Source organism: Lacibacter sediminis, assembly GCF_014168535.1.
GTDB classification, from domain to species: Bacteria; Bacteroidota; Bacteroidia; order Chitinophagales; family Chitinophagaceae; genus Lacibacter; species Lacibacter sediminis.
Map to the genome: position 1 here is coordinate 3,147,717 of NZ_CP060007.1, position 18,502 is coordinate 3,166,218.

At 40.6% G+C, this 18,502-nt stretch carries 14 protein-coding genes and 1 tRNA gene; 8 read left to right on the forward strand and 7 right to left on the reverse strand.

The features are described 5' to 3' along the window. Positions 1-165 precede the first annotated feature (165 nt). Positions 166-2,529, reverse strand: a complete 2,364-nt coding sequence (locus tag H4075_RS13365; protein ID WP_182801337.1) for a TonB-dependent receptor — start codon at positions 2,527-2,529, stop codon at positions 166-168. A 141-nt stretch (positions 2,530-2,670) separates the two neighbouring features. Continuing rightward, the gene (locus H4075_RS13370) at positions 2,671-3,249 is read right to left on the reverse strand and encodes a DUF3347 domain-containing protein (protein WP_182801338.1); all 579 of its coding nucleotides are present in this window, start codon (positions 3,247-3,249) and stop codon (positions 2,671-2,673) included. 223 nt (positions 3,250-3,472) lie between these two features. Between H4075_RS13370 and H4075_RS13375 the strand changes: the two genes are divergently transcribed. Then, on the forward strand, positions 3,473-5,455 hold the full coding sequence (locus H4075_RS13375; RefSeq protein ID WP_182801339.1) for an ABC-F family ATP-binding cassette domain-containing protein: 1,983 nt from the start codon (positions 3,473-3,475) through the stop codon (positions 5,453-5,455). 555 nt (positions 5,456-6,010) lie between these two features. Then, a complete protein-coding gene (locus tag H4075_RS13380; protein WP_182801340.1) occupies positions 6,011-6,388 on the forward strand; it encodes a rod shape-determining protein in 378 nt (125 codons plus the stop codon). Between the two features lie 174 nt (positions 6,389-6,562). Here H4075_RS13380 and H4075_RS13385 read toward each other — a convergent pair whose 3' ends face one another. From H4075_RS13385 to H4075_RS13395, 3 genes are all read right to left on the reverse strand, one after another. Further along, on the reverse strand, positions 6,563-6,937 hold the full coding sequence (locus H4075_RS13385) for a hypothetical protein (protein ID WP_182801341.1): 375 nt from the start codon (positions 6,935-6,937) through the stop codon (positions 6,563-6,565). Between the two features lie 265 nt (positions 6,938-7,202). Next, positions 7,203-7,625 (reverse strand): hypothetical protein, encoded by a 423-nt coding sequence (locus tag H4075_RS13390; protein WP_182801342.1) that lies wholly within the window; start codon positions 7,623-7,625, stop codon positions 7,203-7,205. Positions 7,626-7,906: 281 nt separating this feature from the next. Further along, positions 7,907-7,980: transfer RNA gene (locus H4075_RS13395), tRNA-Arg, on the reverse strand. Positions 7,981-8,135: 155 nt separating this feature from the next. Here H4075_RS13395 and ung point away from each other — a divergent pair. Then, positions 8,136-8,813, forward strand: a complete 678-nt coding sequence (ung, locus tag H4075_RS13400; protein WP_182801343.1) for a uracil-DNA glycosylase — start codon at positions 8,136-8,138, stop codon at positions 8,811-8,813. After that, positions 8,810-9,553: a lysophospholipid acyltransferase family protein gene (locus H4075_RS13405; protein ID WP_182801344.1), complete on the forward strand. Its 744-nt coding sequence runs from the start codon at positions 8,810-8,812 to the stop codon at positions 9,551-9,553. The genes ung and H4075_RS13405 overlap by 4 nt, the downstream gene beginning before the upstream one ends. Before the next feature lie 2 nt (positions 9,554-9,555). Here H4075_RS13405 and H4075_RS13410 read toward each other — a convergent pair whose 3' ends face one another. Then, positions 9,556-12,384: a putative LPS assembly protein LptD gene (locus H4075_RS13410; protein ID WP_182801345.1), complete on the reverse strand. Its 2,829-nt coding sequence runs from the start codon at positions 12,382-12,384 to the stop codon at positions 9,556-9,558. 54 nt (positions 12,385-12,438) lie between these two features. Here H4075_RS13410 and H4075_RS13415 point away from each other — a divergent pair, with 54 nt between their 5' ends. From H4075_RS13415 to H4075_RS13425, 3 genes are all read left to right on the forward strand, one after another. Continuing rightward, complete coding sequence (locus H4075_RS13415) at positions 12,439-13,410, forward strand: N-acetylmuramoyl-L-alanine amidase family protein (RefSeq protein ID WP_182801346.1); 972 nt, start codon at positions 12,439-12,441, stop codon at positions 13,408-13,410. Positions 13,411-13,614: 204 nt separating this feature from the next. Continuing rightward, positions 13,615-14,604, forward strand: a complete 990-nt coding sequence (locus H4075_RS13420; protein WP_182801347.1) for an MlaD family protein — start codon at positions 13,615-13,617, stop codon at positions 14,602-14,604. 6 nt (positions 14,605-14,610) lie between these two features. Next, complete coding sequence (locus H4075_RS13425; RefSeq protein ID WP_255460455.1) at positions 14,611-16,509, forward strand: OstA-like protein; 1,899 nt, start codon at positions 14,611-14,613, stop codon at positions 16,507-16,509. Here the strand turns inward: H4075_RS13425 and nhaD are convergent. After that, a complete protein-coding gene (gene nhaD / locus H4075_RS13430) occupies positions 16,506-17,783 on the reverse strand; it encodes a sodium:proton antiporter NhaD (protein ID WP_182801349.1) in 1,278 nt (425 codons plus the stop codon). The genes H4075_RS13425 and nhaD overlap by 4 nt on opposite strands. 249 nt (positions 17,784-18,032) lie before the next feature. Here nhaD and H4075_RS13435 point away from each other — a divergent pair, with 249 nt between their 5' ends. After that, positions 18,033-18,491 (forward strand): hypothetical protein, encoded by a 459-nt coding sequence (locus H4075_RS13435; protein WP_182801350.1) that lies wholly within the window; start codon positions 18,033-18,035, stop codon positions 18,489-18,491. Positions 18,492-18,502: the final 11 nt, after the last annotated feature.

The following is an 18,502-nucleotide window of genomic DNA, read 5'->3' on the forward strand; positions in this document are numbered from 1 at the left end:
TTTTATTCATTGCTAAGCAGCAAGGTGGCAAATCTAAGCAAACTCTAAATATTCTTTGTTGAGTCCTTAGGCACGAAGAAACACGAAGTATAAAAGCAGAGAAGCCAATTAATTTGATTCCTCTTTGTGCTGCTTTGCGTCTTCGTGGCTTTGAGATAAATGCGTTTACAACTTAAAATTCAAGGTGACACTTGGGATGATGGGGAACAATGATACCTGTCTTGCTTCCACTTCCAATGTTCCCTGCAAAGGATTTCCTTTTTGATCGTAGTAAATAAAGTAGGGGTTTTGCCGGCTGTACGCATTGTACACACTGAACACCCATTCTGTTCTGAGCTTACGCACTTTCTTTGGTTGAGGTGTTAACGTAGCAGAAAAGTCGAGGCGATGATAAGCAGGTAAACGGTATTGATTAATGCGGCTATACTGCTGCGTGAGCACACCATCCACCAAAAAGAAACGTTCAGGCAATGTGAAAGCATTACCGGTACCAAATACAAACACAGCCGAATATTTCCATTTCTTGTTTTGCTGATAGTTGGTCACAACACTCAGATCATGCCGGCGATCGTAACGGCCGGGATATTTATCACCATCATTCAATTGAGGGAACCTGCGCCATGTCCATGAAAGAGTATAACCGATCCAACCTGTAAACTTACCTCTTGCTTTGTTTACATAAAACTCAGCACCATAACTCCATCCTTTACCAAATACAAAACTTTCTTCGGGATCACCAATGCCCGGTGTATACCCTTCTTTGTATTCGATCTGGTTCTGCATGGTTTTGTAATATACTTCAACAGAGGTCTCCCACATGTTATCCTTAAAGTTTTTAAAGAACCCTGCTGCATACTGCCAGCCGATCTGTGGTTTTACTCTGTATGTACTCGGCACCCAGATATCAGTTGGCAACGTAGTTCCCGAGTTGCTCACCAAATGAATAAACTGCAGGTTTCGTGTTACCGCTCCTTTCAACGAGGTTTCATCATCTAATGCATAACGAAAAGTAACACGTGGTTCAAAACCGCCATAGGTTTTTATTTTATCATTACGGCCAAACACCGTGCTGTCGAGTTTATTACCATCAGGATCTTTTACAAACAGTTTGTAAGGGCCTACCTGTTGAAAACTGGTGTAACGGATGCCATAATTAATTTTCAATGCATCATTCACTTCCCAATCGTCCATGATGTAGGCAGCCATTTCATGGGCGAACTTGTTATTCACTGTTTGAGGTTCAAACGTGATGTCGCCGCTTTTACCACTGGCTGTTTGCGGATTGAATTTATGATAGGTATAGTTGATACCATACTTCAACTGATGACCACTTATGGGATAATAATCAAAATCGATCTTGGCACTCACATCACGGATGGCTGAATTGAGATTGATCTCAAAATCACTTTGTGTGCCACCGAATGCAAATTGATAATCGTTCCATACCAGCGATGTGTTGGCAAAGAGTTTACTGTTGAACACATGATTCCAACGTACCGTACCGGTTGAATTACCCCATGGAATACGTGCACCGAAGCTGCGTTCTTTGTTGTTGAATGTAAACACATCCCGTCCGAAATAACCACTTGCATACAAACGGTCTTTCTCCGAAAATTTATAGTTGAATTTTGTATTGAGATCGTAGAAATAATAACCACTGCCGTAGAAAGCACTTTCTTTTTTTATGAAAGGCTTTGCAAGAATATCTACATACGTTCTTCTTGCCGATACAATGAACGATGCTTTTTCTTTTACAACAGGACCTTGAATTGATACACGTGAAGAGATCGTACCTATTCCGCCTTCTACCTGGAACTTTTTGTTATTGCCTTCTTTCATGGCAATATCCACCACACTGCTGATACGGCCACCATAGTTAGCCGGCATACCACCTTTGATCAAACTCACATTCTTCAACGCATCACTGTTGAATACCGAGAAGAAACCAAACAGGTGACCGGGATTGTACACCACTGCATCATCTAACAAAATCAAATTCTGGTCGGGCCCACCACCACGCACATACAAACCACTATTGCCCTCACCTGCATTACGTACACCCGGCAACAATTGCAATACTTTAATCGGGTCAACTTCACCTGCAAGGGCCGGAATCGATTTGATCTGGTTCATGCTCAGTTCAAACTTGCCCATTTGTGCGCTCTTAACATTCAGATCACGTTTTTTGGAATAGATGATCACTTCCTGTGCAATGGAAATGCGTGGAGCAAGATCAAAATTGAGTTGGGTATTACTCTTCAGATCAAGCTCAATTTCTTTGGCAACAAACCCAACATGAGATACTGAAAGTGTATAACTGCCTTTATCGAGTGTGATAGAATAAAATCCGTATTGGTTAGAGCTGATGCCTTTGCTGCGGCCTTTAACGCTGATGGTGGCACCAATGATAGTTTCATTACTGGTGCTGTCTTTTACATAACCGCTGATGGTGAATTTCTCTTGTGCAGTTGCAGCAAAAACTGTTACAATACAGATCAGCAGTGAAATGACAGGTTTAAAATAGTACATGCGGAAAATTTCCCGTTTTATAAGTGTCCTCCTATTACAAGTGATCGGCAGCAATTGTTGTCGAAAATCGTGAATCGTTAGTCGTGAATAAAACAGTTCCGGATTTTCCACTCACGACTAACGACTCACCACTCACGTTTCTTAGAATTTCAACGTCTCCTTTACTTCACCGCAAGTCAACATTTTCTTACCGAAGTAAGGATTCATAATACTATCAGCATTGCTGAGCCAATAAGCACCTTTATCGTTAAATGCCATCGGGCAATATTGATAGTAGATAGTAGCACCTGTGGGTTTAATTACACGCACCATATCGTAAAATGCATTCGATACCATTTCGAAAGATTCACGTTTTTTCTCCAGTTCTTTTTCGCCCAACATACCACTCAGTTCTGCAGCAACATCACCTGCACGACCGTTGATACTCGAGAAACCAAGTGTATCAAATTTCTGTACCTCATCGAGCTTTAAACTGTCGAGTAAGGATTTTAATGCTGCACCTGCCGCATTCACTTTCACTGTATCGCTCGCAACAAACGCATCTTTCAGGCTATAATACGCATTCAACACATTGTTCATCGATTGGTTGAATGTTTCGCTGTATGCATACCCGGCTGCAGCTTTCGGTTCAGTCGTTGTTGTTTCTTCTGTTTTGTCTTCTTTGTTTTTACAGGCTACCGCTAGAAAAATGACGGAGAGGATAAGCAAAGTCTTCTTCATAAAAAAAATTTTGGCAAAGATAAGACCTACGGGGTTTGCTGCGAGCTGTCAGGAATACCAAACATTCAACCGCCGTCAGGGTTACCAACCGCTGACGAGGTTCCCGCTTCGTACTTCGTACCTCTTACCTCGTACTTCGTACTCAATCCCTCTTACCTCCTACTTCTTACCTCTCACCCCGCACTTAAACCTTATCTTTGCGGCTCATTTTTAAGTAAGAATTATGTTAGCTGGTTTTCAGAATGTAACGTTTGAGTTTGGTGCAAGAGCTATTATAGAAGATTCTACCTGGCATATTCACCCCAATGAACGCATTGGTTTGATCGGGTATAATGGTACGGGCAAGTCTACCCTCCTGAAACTGCTGGTGGGCGAATACCAACCTTCCAAAGGTGAGGTGATCCGCAGCCGCAATACCAGCATTGGCTATCTGCACCAGGACCTTCTGAGTTTTGATACCAGCGAATCGATTTTACAGGTGGCGTTGGGTGCGTTTGAAAAAGTACTGCTGCTCGAAAAAGAAATTGAAGAGCTGGGTATTCAGTTAGAGAAGAATCATGAAGATGAGGCTCTCCTCCATCTTTATTCTGATAAGCTCCACGAAATGGATACGCTGGATGGTTACAATATCCATCATAAAACAGAAGAAATTCTGCAGGGGCTTGGTTTTGCCAATGCCGATCTGCAACGTCCGTATAAAGAATTCAGTGGTGGCTGGCGCATGCGTGTGCTGCTGGCGAAAATGATCTTACAACAGCCCGATCTGTTGTTGCTGGATGAACCGACAAACCACCTTGATCTACCGAGTATTGAATGGTTAGAGAAATATCTGTTGCATTATCAAGGTTCAGTAGTGATCGTGTCGCATGACCGTTGGTTCCTTGATCGCATGGTGACCAAGATCGTAGAAGTATTTCAGCAAGGCTTGCATATCTATGGTGGTAACTATTCTTTCTATCAACAAGAAAAGGAAATACGGATGGAATTGCAGATGAAGGCGTTTGAAAATCAGCAGGACTTTATCCGTCAGCAAGAACGTTTTATTGAACGTTTCCGTGCAAAAGCCAGTAAAGCCGCTGCTGCACAAACTGCTATTAAGAAATTAGAAAAGCTGGATGTGATTGAAGCACCAACAAATGACCGTCCGAATATCCGTATCAACTTTGCGATTGATAAAATGCCGGGTAAAGTATTGTGCGAATTAAAACATGTAAGCAAACATTACGGCGCCACCAGAATTGTAACGAACGCTAGTGCAGAAATTGAACGGGGTGATAAAATTGCGTTGATCGGTGCGAATGGTAAAGGTAAATCTACCCTGCTCCGCATTATCGCAGGTGTTGAACAATACGAAGGTGAACGCAAATGGGGACACAATGTTGATGAAAGTTTTTATGCCCAGCATCAGTTGGAATCATTAGGTCTTAATCATACACTGCTTGATGAATTAAAAACCTGCGGCACACAGAAAACCGACCAGGAGTTACGCACCCTTCTTGGTTGCTTTCTATTTGGTGGCGATGATATCGATAAAAAGATCAAAGTATTGAGCGGTGGTGAAAAAGCAAGAATTGCATTGGCAAAAACGATCATCAGCAAGGCTAACTTCCTGATGCTCGATGAACCGACGAACCACCTGGATATGCATTCGGTTGAACTGTTGATCGAAGCATTGAACAAATACCAGGGCAGTATTATTTTGGTGAGTCACGATCGTTTCTTTGTTTCGCAAACAGCCAATAAGATCTGGGAAATTGTGGATGAAGAAATCAAGGAATTTAAAGGCACTTACACTGAATATTTAGAATGGAAAGAGCGGATGGCGAAACGAGAAGCCGATAGTAAATCATCTGCAGCTGCCAGTGAAAAAAAAACGGAAATAAAAAAAGTAGTTGAGGAAAAACCGGCAGTTCAACAACAGGCACCTGTTGCAGATACCAAACAGGTGATCAATAAAGAAGCGAAGAAAGAATTGCAGAAGCAGCAACGTATTTTACAGCAGTTGGAAGAAAAGATCAACGCTACCACCATTGAAAAAAATAAAATGGAAGCGCAACTCTCCGACCCTTCTACCTATTCTGATAAAGACAAATTCAAGCAAACCGAAACTTCTTATCAAAAGCTCAGCAAGGATCTGAAAGAATTGAATGCAGAGTATGAAGCGGCGTTTGAGAAGGTGATGGAGTTGGAGAGTAAGATGGGATGATTTATGAATGAATGGGCAATAGTCAAAAGGCAATAAACAAAAGTGGTTGCTTGCATTATCTAACCAAATTACTAGCAGCTAACCCGAGAGTGAAATAAAATGAGGACAATAAAATTCATTGGCTATTTATTCCATCGTTATTATTCAAAAGGATCTAGAGCTAGTATCCCCTATTTCAGTGCCATTTGTTCAATGACATTATTAGTTTTCATACATCTAATGCAAATTCTCATTCTTCTCAACAGCATTCCCGACATCACGGCCGATAAGTTAACTAAGAGGTTAATAGTTTTTTTAACAATGCTGCCCATATATTTCGTGATGACGATTCTTTTCAAAAAAAGTGATTTAGCTCCACTTAAAGAGAAATATGATCGGGATTGGGACAAGGTTTTTAAAGGTAATGTCTGGTTGGTGTTTTACATCATCACTTCATTTGCCTTATTAATTATACTTATGTTGTGGAAAAAGCACAATGGCGCAAGCCTCTCGCTTGTGCCGAATTACAAAAACGCTATGGTTCTATAATCAAACCAATAAACTACAAGGCATCCTATGTTCAAATTAAAATCCATCTACATCAAAATCAAACGCAATCATGTTGAAGTAACAGATTTGAATACTGGTGAAACAGTTACCCAACAAGCGATACGACCTTTCTCAAGCGTAAGAAATGTTGTCAGTAGTTTTAACCCTGCTAACGAAACTATTCAATCAGCCTTAGAAAAACTTGGTTTAAAAGGAAGATCCTTTCTATCAAAGATGAATATCCTGATTCAACAACTCGAAGGGCTTGAAGGCGGGTTAAGTGACATTGAAAAAAGAGCACTTCGGGATCTTGCAGAAATGGCCGGAGCAAACAAAGTTTTTATACTTGAACAAACTGAGCCCCTTTCTGCTGAAGTCGCATTGGCTTATCTCAAAGAAATGTAATCAAGCTTATACATCTATTTCAAAACAAGTTTTCGTTTACCTGTCAGATGATGGCGTCGGACGGGCCTACTTCCGATTTTTCACTTTCCCCTTTCGATTTAAAATAAAAAGCCATCCTTAAGAATAAGGACGGCGTATTTACCTATAAGAGAACCAACAGTTCGTTGAATATATTTAGAATGATTGCTCGCTTACAATTCTGTAAGTGCCATCATTGTTCATTTGTTTAATGCGGTAATATGTTTTTGAAGATGCCGTTTTCTTCATTTTGTATTGATAGCTGTAATGTGCCTCATTTGCAAAACCACCCAATACAATTGCAGATGCTTTATATGCAATACCATCAACACTTGTTTCAACTTCGTAGTAAATGTCTTTGGGTTCGTTATCTGCTTTCCACTCAAGCACAACAAAAGCGCCTTTCTGTTCAAACTGAACATCATAAACTTTCGGCCAGACTTGTTTGGAAAAAATAGTTCCGGAGGTGCCTGTGTTTACAAACAACAGGATCATGAAGGCAGCAATTACAGGTACAAATTTCGTTTTCATTATATACAAATTGATAAAGTACAATCTCGGGTATAGGATTGGAATCAATTTGGTTCAAATAAGGAATTTTGGAAGGGGCTTCCGGATATGAGATATTAAAAGGGGAATTAAATCGGTGGAGAATATTTGTTAGGGCCGGATTCAATTCTGACCGTAAAATTACTGTCTTCTTTTACATATGCAAGTTTTTAGCAGAATATTTTCAGCTTTTTTTCTGTGATAACTGCGCTCGTTTGCTGAAACTCAATGCAGACAAGGCTTTGCTCTATTTATAATTAAACTTCATACCCACACACGCAAAGAAATAATTGGGAATATAGTTTGCTGAATAGTAAAAATTTCCTTTTTTAAACCGCTTTGTGTTGTATTCAATCCCTCCGATCCAGGAATTTGTATTGAGTGCTTTGTGGCTGCTTGATACCTGTTTGCGTACATAACCGCCATACATTCGAACCGACTTTGATAATTTATATCCCACCTGAACATTCATTAACAAGGGCTGTGCATTATCGATCAGCGCAAAATAACCGATACCGATGGTTGTTTTTTTCTTTAGGGAATAACCTACCTGCAGATCAGCACCGGCATTACCGTTTGTTGTAACACCTCCCCCGGCTTGTAAATAAACCTGTGAACGGACTGCAGTAAAACTTAGCATGAACACGCAAAGACCTAAAACCTTTTTCATTCGTTTTCTCTTTTATATAAGCAATTGGGATTACGGCCTTTTAAAGGTTTGCTTAAGGATCTTCAGGAGAATTGGATATACGTGTAATAACTATTACAACTAAATGAAAAGGTTGTTCGGTGAGAAACGGGGTAGCGGATGTTTAACGAAGGAAATTGGTACGGAGGGGTTTTAAGAAGTTAGCCAGCAATCGTTCGGGTATAAATATAGAGGTTAATTTGAGAAACCGGTTGTAGAATTTATGCGACAAGAAAAAAGCCTCATTTAATGAGGCTTTTTTGTGATCCGGATTGGATTCGAACCAATGACCCTCAGCTTAGAAGGCTGATGCTCTATCCAGCTGAGCTACCGGACCAGCTGTTTTATTAATATGTAGTAGCGTCTTCGAACCTTTGACCCTCCCGATTTAGAAATCGGGATGCTCTCTATCCAGCTGAGCTACCGGACCAGCTTTTGATTAAGAGGCAGCAAAGGTAATTTTTTGTACCATTGCATCCAAACGTATTGTGCATGGATGTTCAGATAGAAGATAGTTGGAAAGAAGAGTTGAAACAGGAGTTCAGCAAAGCCTATTTCCAACAGATCGTAGCCTTTCTTAAAACCGAAAAAATACAGGGCAAAACTATTTACCCGCCCGGCTCTCTCATATTCAATGCTTTTACCCAAACACCCTTCAATAATGTAAAGGTGGTGATCATTGGCCAGGACCCCTATCACGGGCCAGGTCAGGCGCACGGACTTTGCTTTTCGGTACAGGATGGAATTAACCCTCCGCCATCCCTTATTAATATCTACAAAGAAATAGAAAAGGACATGGGCGTTGGCATGTCGGCCAAGCATGGTAATCTTATTAAATGGGCACAACAGGGTGTGTTATTGCTCAATGCTTTTCTAACGGTAAGGGCAAATGAGCCTGCCAGTCATTCAAAAATTGGCTGGGATAATTTCACGAATGCTGTCATCAAAACAATTTCAGATCATAAAAAAGGAGTTGTGTTTTTGCTCTGGGGAAAATTTGCACAGGAAAAACAAAGCCTCATTGATGAAACCAAACATCATGTGTTGAAAGCAGCACACCCCTCGCCTTTCAGTGCCGATAAAGGCTTCTTTGGCTGCAAACATTTTTCGCAAACGAATGAATTGTTATTGAAAGAAGGACTTGAACCCATCGATTGGAAATTACCATGAACGTTTTAAAAAACATACTTGGACGCATATTCGCTTTGTGGGCAATGCTTACGTTTATTGCCACCATGCTTATTATATTAATACCTACATGGGCAATGGGTCTGTTGCCTGAACCAAAACGTACACGCTGGTTTATTGCCATGTCCAGAATCTGGATGGGTGTGTGGTTACCTCTTGCTGGTATTCGATTAGTAATAAAAGGAAAAGAGAAATTTAAAAAGGGCGAAAACTATGTAGTAGTGTGCAATCATAATTCTTTTATGGATGTACCTGTTACATCGCCCGGTATACCCGGCGCCAATAAAACGATTGCAAAAATTGAAATGGCGAAGATTCCGTTGTTTGGCATTATCTATCGCAGAGGAAGTGTATTGGTCGATCGGAAGAGTGAAGAAAGCAGATTGAAAAGTTATGCTTACATGAGACGAGTGTTGGATATGGGTTTGCATATGTGCATTTATCCGGAAGGAACAAGAAACAAAACCAACCAGCCGCTGAAAGAATTTAAAGACGGTGCTTTCCGTTTAGCCATTGAAACAAAGAAAGCAATTGTTCCTGCTGTATTATTCAACACAAAAAAAGTATTACCGCAACATAAAGGTTTTTACTTCTGGCCATCAAAAATTGAAATGCATTTTCTCGATCCTATTGCAACAAGCGAACTTGGAAAAGAAGATATAAAACAACTTCGTGAACATGTGTACGAATTGATGTGGAATTATATTGAATCAAGGAAATAATACTACTGCGGTAAGTTATAGAAGAACTTGGAGCGGTTGATACGCAGATCTCGCAGCAAACCTGATTTTGGATTGATGCTGATACTGAACGAACGATAAATACCAACCGGTGTAACGTTAATGGCCAATTGCCAGCAATGCAGATCTCTCGAAATAGAAGTAGTTAAATACTGTAATGTTTTTGTTTGAATATCAAACGTACCATTCGCCTGCACTTTCCATTTCTCTGTTAAATTAAAATCGCCGTTGAAGTTCACCGATTGTGTGATCAATGTTTCGAACCCGGAGTAATCCAGTTTTAATTGGCGGTTCAGATTCAAAGAATAGCTGAAGCTTAAACTCCAGGGAATATTAAAATCAGCAAACTCACCTGGGTTACGTTGTATTGCATTCAGCTCACGGCTTTGTTCATCATAATCTCCATTATTCCGCCTGTTGCGTTCTGATTCTTGTTTTTCTTTTTCTTTCTTTTCGTCTTTTGGTTTGCTTTTGAATTGCGTACTCACTGATACAAACCCACTGGTAAAACGGCCTAACGAAAACTTATCGGCCTGCCATGCATATTCCCGTTTACGGAATCCTGTTTTAGGATCTACCTGGTAAGGCGAAACATTTGCACCGGCAGTTAAGCTGATCTTTTCAAACAAATTACTACGCAGGTAAAAATTAAAATCACTCAGCGCAAATGAATCGGCAAGCATATTATAACTGGTGCTCACACCAAAACCATCTATCAGGCGTACCTTTTTATCTGCTGCCTCTGAAGTATCTTTTTTATCCCGCACTTTCATCTCCAGGTTATTATCGATCGATAAATTGATAGAACCCGAACGGCCATCAGGAATATTAGCTGCCTGTGAGCCATTAAACTTATCGAACCATAATTCTCGTCCTGTTGAATCAACCTGTGCACGGTACCATTTGCTCCTGTTCATATCCGGTCTGTATCCCAATCCAAACGTGGGACGAATAACATGACGCAACGCTTTGACGTTTCCTTTCTTAAAATCAAGTTTACCAAACACAGCCGTACTGAAGTTCAAACCAAAGCTCATTTGCCGTTCCTGGTAAAAACCTTTTTCACTAACTGTTTCAACCGATTTGGTTGCAGGGTTCCAGCGGCGTACAAAAGTGCGTGAGTGCCATGTTTCATCGTAACTGATGGCAGGACCAACCTGCAAGGGTCCTAATGCAGGTAAAGAAAGCTGAATAGGAATACTGTGTCGTGCACTCCATGTTGCCGTATCGAGTAAATGTTTGAGTGTAAAGGTTGAATCAGTAAATGAAACCTGGTTACGGAAAGTTCCATTATACGACACACCTAGTTTTTCGTACCATTTAGGCGTACCAACAAATTCTTTTTTCTGAAAAGGATACAGTGTGTTCACAGTAAAACCAATATCGGGCAAGCTGATATTGTATTGTTTCTGATTCGTGTTTTGATTATGATTTGCAGTTACCGATAAATTAAAAGGTTTGCCCGCCCATGTACGTTGGTAAGCAATGGAAGATTGCAAGGTATTATTGAAGTTCTGCGACGCATTGTTGGGGAAGTAACGGTTAAACAAACTCGTGGCAACGTTTACACTTGCACTGAATGATTGCCCGGGTCTTGCCTTGCCATCTAAACTATGATTCCACTGAACAGAAAAGTTACGGTTTGGCGGAACATAATCAGGATCGCCCTTGAAACCAATTTTTGTATTGAGGTAACTGATGTTGAACCCGCCATTGTAGCGGTAACGCTTACGATATGTTGGTGAAAGAAATAAGCTATACGAACCGTATGAATAAATATTGGCCCTGATGGTAGCATCCCAATATTCACCAACTGTTTTATAATATCCCAATCCTTCCAAACCAAAACCCAACTGATCATTCGCTACAGGTTGCGGTGGTAACAGTCCTGTTCTTCTACCCTGTTTCATGGGGAATAAACCAAACGGCAAACCAAGAGGGATCGGCACGTTTTCAAACTCAGGTCGCACCAAACCTGTAACAGCCACTTTATTGCTGATGAATTTTACTTTACGTGCTTTAAACGCAAAGTGTGGTGTATCATAATTACAGGAAGTGAACCTTGCTTTCTCAGCAAAGAAAACAGTTGGGCTGATACGTTTTACTTTCTCCCCATAGATAAACATCTCCCCTTCCTGCGTATAAGTACCGATGGTTAAGCCACGTTGTGTTTTAAAATTATAACGGATGGTATCTGATGTAAATGCACTTTCACCTTGTTTGAAGGCCGGCACGCCAATTGGTTTGCCCGTACTGTCCTTGATAGAAAAAGCGGTGAGTATCTGTGTGGGTTGATCGAGCCGTATAACAGAAGCATCGAGTGCCACATCTTTAAACTTAACCGATGCTTTGTTATAAAGGAAGATCTGTTTACCCGGGATATCGATCACCATTGAATCTTCGGCTTCAAAATCAACCGGCGCATCAATAGAATCTTTTGACAGTTTAAAATCAAACGTATCGATCTTCTGCACCAGCGAATCTTTGCGTTGTAAAGAATCGACAAGATTGACTGAATCTTTTTTAACCGGCACTGTATCAATTAACATTCTGTTCTGCTGCGCTGCTGCGCCTTCTCTCGTCTGTAATGCAGGTTTAGTGATCGGCTGTTTTTTTGGTTTAACAGGTGTTGTATCAGCAACTGCAAATGTTAAAGCTTGCAGAAAATGAGATGATGAATGAAATGCAGAGCGACCACTTACCGTTAGGCCATAGAGCAGCAATGCTGCAACAGCGGTGATGAAAACAGATTTATGATTAACTTTACGGCGTTGGAACATATACGGTGGCGACAAAAATAGCCACAATTGCATTAACGAACTGTGAATGTTGCTTTTGAATTACTAACTCAAAACGAAATTCGAACTATGAACAAGAACTGGTTTCCCGGAATTGCCTGTTTGCTGATGGTGGGTGTGGTGGCTATCTCCTTCACCAGTAAAAAAAATAATACATCTGCTGCAGCAGGAAAGATCAGGACCATTGTTATTGATGCCGGCCATGGTTTTAAAGGAACTATTGGTGCACGCCATGGCTCATTTGGCACAGAAGTATCCGAAGATCAGATCTCGTATGAAGTTGCCAAACGATTGGTGACTATTCTTCAGAAAGAAATGCCTGAAGTGAAAATTCTTGAATCGAGACCCTCCATTTATTTTGTAGAGAACAAGGCACGTGCTGAATTTGCCAACAATAATAAAGGCGATCTGTTTGTATCCATCCACTGCAACTATGTTCCTAAACTGAGAGAAGTAGTGAGAGAAGGCTCTCGTAAAGAAACCTACTATGTTACAACCGGAAAAGGCAAGAGCAAAAAACGTGTAAAGAAAACAAGAACAGTTCCTGTTTATAAGACCTACTACCACGCCAATCCTGCACACGGCACCGAAACCTATGTGTTTGCCGCCCACAAACAGGACGATAAAGAAGATTTCATTCTTGAAAACGGCGATATTTTCAGCAATGAAGAAGATGATGGTACTATTAATGCCAACATTAACGACCCCATTGTGAAACAACAAGTAGCCCTCTGGACCAAACAGTTTTTTGGGAACAGCGTAAAACTGGCCTCTATTGTTGAGGAAGAATTTGTAGGCATCGGCCGTTTCAGCCGTGGTGTGAAGCAACGCCAGAAAGGTATTTGGGTATTGCAGGCCACTGCTATGCCAAGTATTTTGATCGAGTTGGGCTTTTTATCGCACAGACCCGAAGAGGAATACCTGATCAGTGAAGAAGGCCAGCAACAAATGGTTGAAAGTATCGCCCGTTCAATCAAGCGCTACAAAGACCTGGTGGAAAAACCTGCGGTGCAAAATGCGGCTAATAATTCCCGTAAGTAATTAGTTTACAATTTTTAACAGCTGTTTCTGCCCTTCTTCTTGGCGGCGGGTAAACATTTCTTATTTTTGGCCAGAGATGCAGCAAAATGCTTCTCCTTCACCAACTCATGAAATGAGCCATAAAATTTCCGAGCTATTATCATTTACCAGCTCTCCAAATTTTACGGCGAATTGCATGTGGCCAAAAGCAATTAAAATTAACACATGAAAGTTTCCAACGAAACCAAGGTAGGCGCCTTAACCGTAATAGCTGTTACCCTTTTGATCCTCGGTTTTAATTTCCTGAAAGGCAAAACCATACTCAAAAAATCAAATGTGCTGTATGCACGTTTCCCCGATGTATTGGCGCTTGAGCCGGCCAACCAGGTGAAAATAAAAGGCTACCGGATCGGCAATGTGTACAAAATCGATAAGCTGGATGAGGATGTGAGTGAGGTCATTGTTACAATAAATCTTCTGGATGAAATTAATATCCCCAGTAATTCTGTGGCCATTATTAACAGCAGTCTTACGGGTAATCCATCCATCAGCATTCTTCCCGGCGATTCTAAAACCTATCTGAAAAAAGGTGATACCCTCCAAAGTCTCAGTAACCCAGATATTCTTTCGAAAGTGATGACAAGCATTGACCCTGTGATGGCCAATGTGAAGCAGGCGGTTGATTCGCTGAAACTATTGTTGAGTAATGTGAATAGTATGTTCGATGAAAACACAAAATCGAACCTGAAACATACAATTGCCAACCTGAAAACCACATCCGATAATTTATCGGTGATGCTCAACAGTAAAAATGGTGCATTGGCAAAAACATTAACCAATGTTGAAACCTTTACTACCAATCTCAATACCAATAACGAGAAATTGAATACCACAATTGAGAACTTCAAAACAACTTCACAAAAGTTATCGGAACTGGAGTTGAAAGAAACAGTTACCAATCTTAACAACAGTATCACACAATTACAGGGAATTTTGCAGAAGGCTAATAGCAAAGATGGTTCTCTTGGTATGCTTATCAACGATCCGAAACTGTATAACAACCTGCAGAACACAACCCGCAGCTTAAATATTCTGCTGGATGATTTTAAACTGCACCCGAAACGTTATGTAAGCTTCTCTGTATTCGGCAAAAAAGACAAAACAGAACCATTGAATGCGCCATTGGCCGATAGCATCAATAACAATCAAAAATAATTGAACGTGTTTGTTCGCATTGGTTTACTGTGCTGTTTGCTTTTTTGTGTGAGTGTATTATCTGCCCAGCAAAAAACACTTCCTCCCCGCCCCTCACAATCAAGTGATACGGTAAGGATCGTTGAGATCCTGAAGACCAATCGCTTTGATTTCAGAACAATTGATTCTGCTACACAATTGCAGATACTTGTGGGTGATGTACACATTCGCCAGGGACGCACATTGTTTTGGGCCGATAGTGTTGTGTACAATGAAAAAACAAATTTCATGCAGGCCTATGGAAATGTACACATCAATGATGCGGACTCTGTCAACATTTACTCCCAGTACATGCAATACGACGGCACGAAGAAACTAGCCACCTTTCGTGAAAAAGTAAAACTCAGCGATGGTAACAGTACACTGTATACGGATGAGATGGATTACGATATGAATGGAAAGGTGGGTACCTACCGTAACGGTGGTCGTATTGAAAGTAAACAAACCACACTATACAGCAAAGAAGGTTTTTATTACGCCGATATAAAAGATATTTACTTTGTTGGCAATGTAAAAATGAGTGATCCCGAAGTGGCGCTGGCAAGTGATTCGCTGTTATATAATACCAGCAGCCAGGTTGCAACGTTTATTGCTCCAACAACTATTAAGAGCGGCCAATCGATCATCAATACAAGAGAAGGTTATTATGATCTGAAGTTGAAGAAGGCAAAGTTCGGCAGCCGTTCACGCATGCAGGACAGCACTTCCACTATGATCGCTGATGATTTTGCTTTTGATGATAAATCCGGTTATGGTGAAGCAAAAGGAAATGTACAATATAAAGACACTGCACAAGGTGCATTACTGTTTGCCAACAGGGTTTTCTTCAATAAAGAGAAAAAGAATTTTCTTGCCACGGAAAAACCGGTGATGGTAGTAGTACAGAATAAAGATTCGGTATTTATTGCAGCCGATACCATTTACTCAGGATTGATGAGAGACCTGGCGGGGATGAAGAATGGTTACATCAGTGCATTTGATACACTAAAAGGAAAACAGGTTATTAATGTGGATTCGATCTTACAGAATGATTCCAGTAACATCATGAAGGATTCATCCATAGTTGTTACTGATAGTATTACTATTGTTCAATCAAAAGATACCATTGCAGCAGTTGTTGAAAAACCAATCATCGTTGCACAAAAAGACAGTATCAGCAACAAACCTCCCCCACTCAAAGTAAAACCCGTATTGGTATTAAGCGATTCAACAAAACTGCCGACCGTAGATAGTAATGCTGTTGCAGCTATTGATTCATCTACTATTAAAAAAATACGACCCAAAGAAGAAACAGATACACTTCGTTTTATTACGGCCTTTCGTCATGTCCGCATCTTTAATGATTCATTGCAGGCTGTAGCCGATAGTTTATTTTATTCAGGGGTGGATAGTGTGTTTCAACTCTTTCATGATCCAATTGCATGGAGCAAAGGCAGCCAGGTAAGCGGCGATACTATTTACATCTTCACCGAAAACAAAAAGCCAAAGCGTCTTTATGTTTTTGAGAATGGTTTGCTTGTGCAAAGTGTAAAGGAAAGTTCAAGCTTCTTTAACCAGATCAAAGGACGAACCATCAACGGTTATTTCATCAATGGAGAACTTGATTTTGTAAAAGCAAAAGGCACCGCAGAAAGTATTTATTACGCACAGGACGATGACAGTGCTTTTGTTGGCATGAACCGCACTACTGCCGATATGATTGATATGTATTTCAAGGAACGCAGTCCGCAGAAAGTAAAATTTACCAGTTCGGTAAAAGGCACCACCTTCCCTATTCGTCAGCTGCCGGAAGATCAAAAGAAACTCTCTAATTTCCAGTGGCTCGAAAACAAACGGCCAAAAAATAAACTCGAGTTATTCCTTTAATACAACAGAGCTCTCTCGAGAAGGAAGACTGCAATTGCCGCAAAGAAACCAACCAATGCCAGCCAGCTTATTTTTTTTAGATACCATACAAAATTGATGGCTTCAATACCCATGGCTGCTACACCTGCTGCCGAACCAATAATAATGGCGCTGCCGCCTGTACCTGTAGTTAATGCAAGAAATTCCCAAAACGGATGATCTGTTGGATAGGTTGAAAGATCATACATTCCTTGTGCTGCTGCAACAAGCGGAACGTTATCAACCAATGCAGAAAGCAAACCCAACGCTGTTCCAATTAAATAATCGTTTTTGAAAAAAGCATTGAGATGCGTGGCTGCCTCTTTTAATAACCCGTTCGACTGTAAAGCTGCAACAGCTAATAAAATACCAAGAAAAAATAAAATACTGGGTGTATCGATCTTTTGTAAAGCACCTGCAACACTGTACCGTTGCATCAGCGTCTCCTCTTTCTTTTTATGAAGAACAGTTGTAATGATCCACATACAGCCCAACGCAAGTAACATACCCATGAACGGTGGTAAATGAGTAACGGTTTTAAACAGCGGAACAAAAACAAGGAAGCCCAACCCGGTAGCAAGAATAATCTTTCCCTCTTTTTTATCAGCATCTGTAGATATAGCTTTTGGCATAGCAATGATCTTCTTCCCCCTGAACCTGTACATCACAATCAACATGGGAATGGCAGATGCTATCAAACTCGGCAGAAACAGTTGCTTGATAATATTTACGGCGGTTATTTGTCCGCCGATCCACAACATGGTTGTGGTCACGTCGCCCAATGGCGACCATGCACCACCGGCATTGGCGGCAATAACGATCATACCTGCAAACCAAAGCCTGTCTTCTTTTTCACTCAACAATTTTGTACATAAGGAAGTCATGACAATTGTTGTTGTCAGGTTATCGAGTATGGCCGATAAGAAAAAAGTAATAAATGTTACAATGAGCAATAGCCTGCTCTTACTGGTTGTGTTGATCTGGCGGGTAATAATAGCAAAGCCATTGTGTGAATCGATCAGCTCCACAATCGTCATGGCACCCAACAGGAAAAACAGGATTGAAGCAATTTCGCCAATATGATGCATCAACGCCTCGTTTACTACATGTGATGTACCACTTTCAATCATAAAAATGGTCCAGCAGATTGCTCCTGTTAGCAAAGCTGTTGCTGCTTTATTGATCTTTACAATATGTTCAAATGCGATCAGTAAATAGCCAAGAATAAAAATACCGATGATTAAAAATGTAGCCATACTGAACCAGGTTGAAAGCTTCAAATATAAAGCATAATAAAAGAATCGTTACCCGGAAGTGGTATTCAATTTACTTCAAACCGGAAACTCATTTCCTGCCACGTTATTTGTTAAGTTTTCTTTCACACAGATAAACAAAAAACAGCCGTTATAATGATAGCGAACCCGGTAATTGAGTTTAACAAGTTGCATGATAACCGCAGATCTTATTGGCATTATTTTAGTTTATAAGAACGCAATTTTATTTCCATGATTCAAAAAAGTATTCTTGCATCGTTTGTTCTGATTCTGTTTTTTGTCAACTCCTCTTTTGCACAATACCGTCACCAGGCAGGTGTGCGCTTAGGCAGTGCCGACCAGGTTGTATCAACCGGTTTTACTTACCGTTATCATTTCAATAATGGCAAAGCAGTGGAAGCAATTCTGAATCTCAGAGATCCTATTGCATTAGGCGCTTTGTATGAAGTATTCAAACCTATTAACGCTGTTCCCAACCTGCAATGGTTTTATGGAGGAGGTGCCTATGTTGGGTTTAAGGGAGATGATAATTTCGGTATTGCCGGTATTGCTGGTCTCGATTACCAGTTTAATGAAGTGCCGATCAATTTATCAATCGACTGGAAACCCGAATTAAACTTTATTCAATCGGTTCGTTTCCGTGCATCCACTGTTGCTGTATCTGTAAGATTTTCGTTCCTTAAAAAATAATTTCGTTCTCT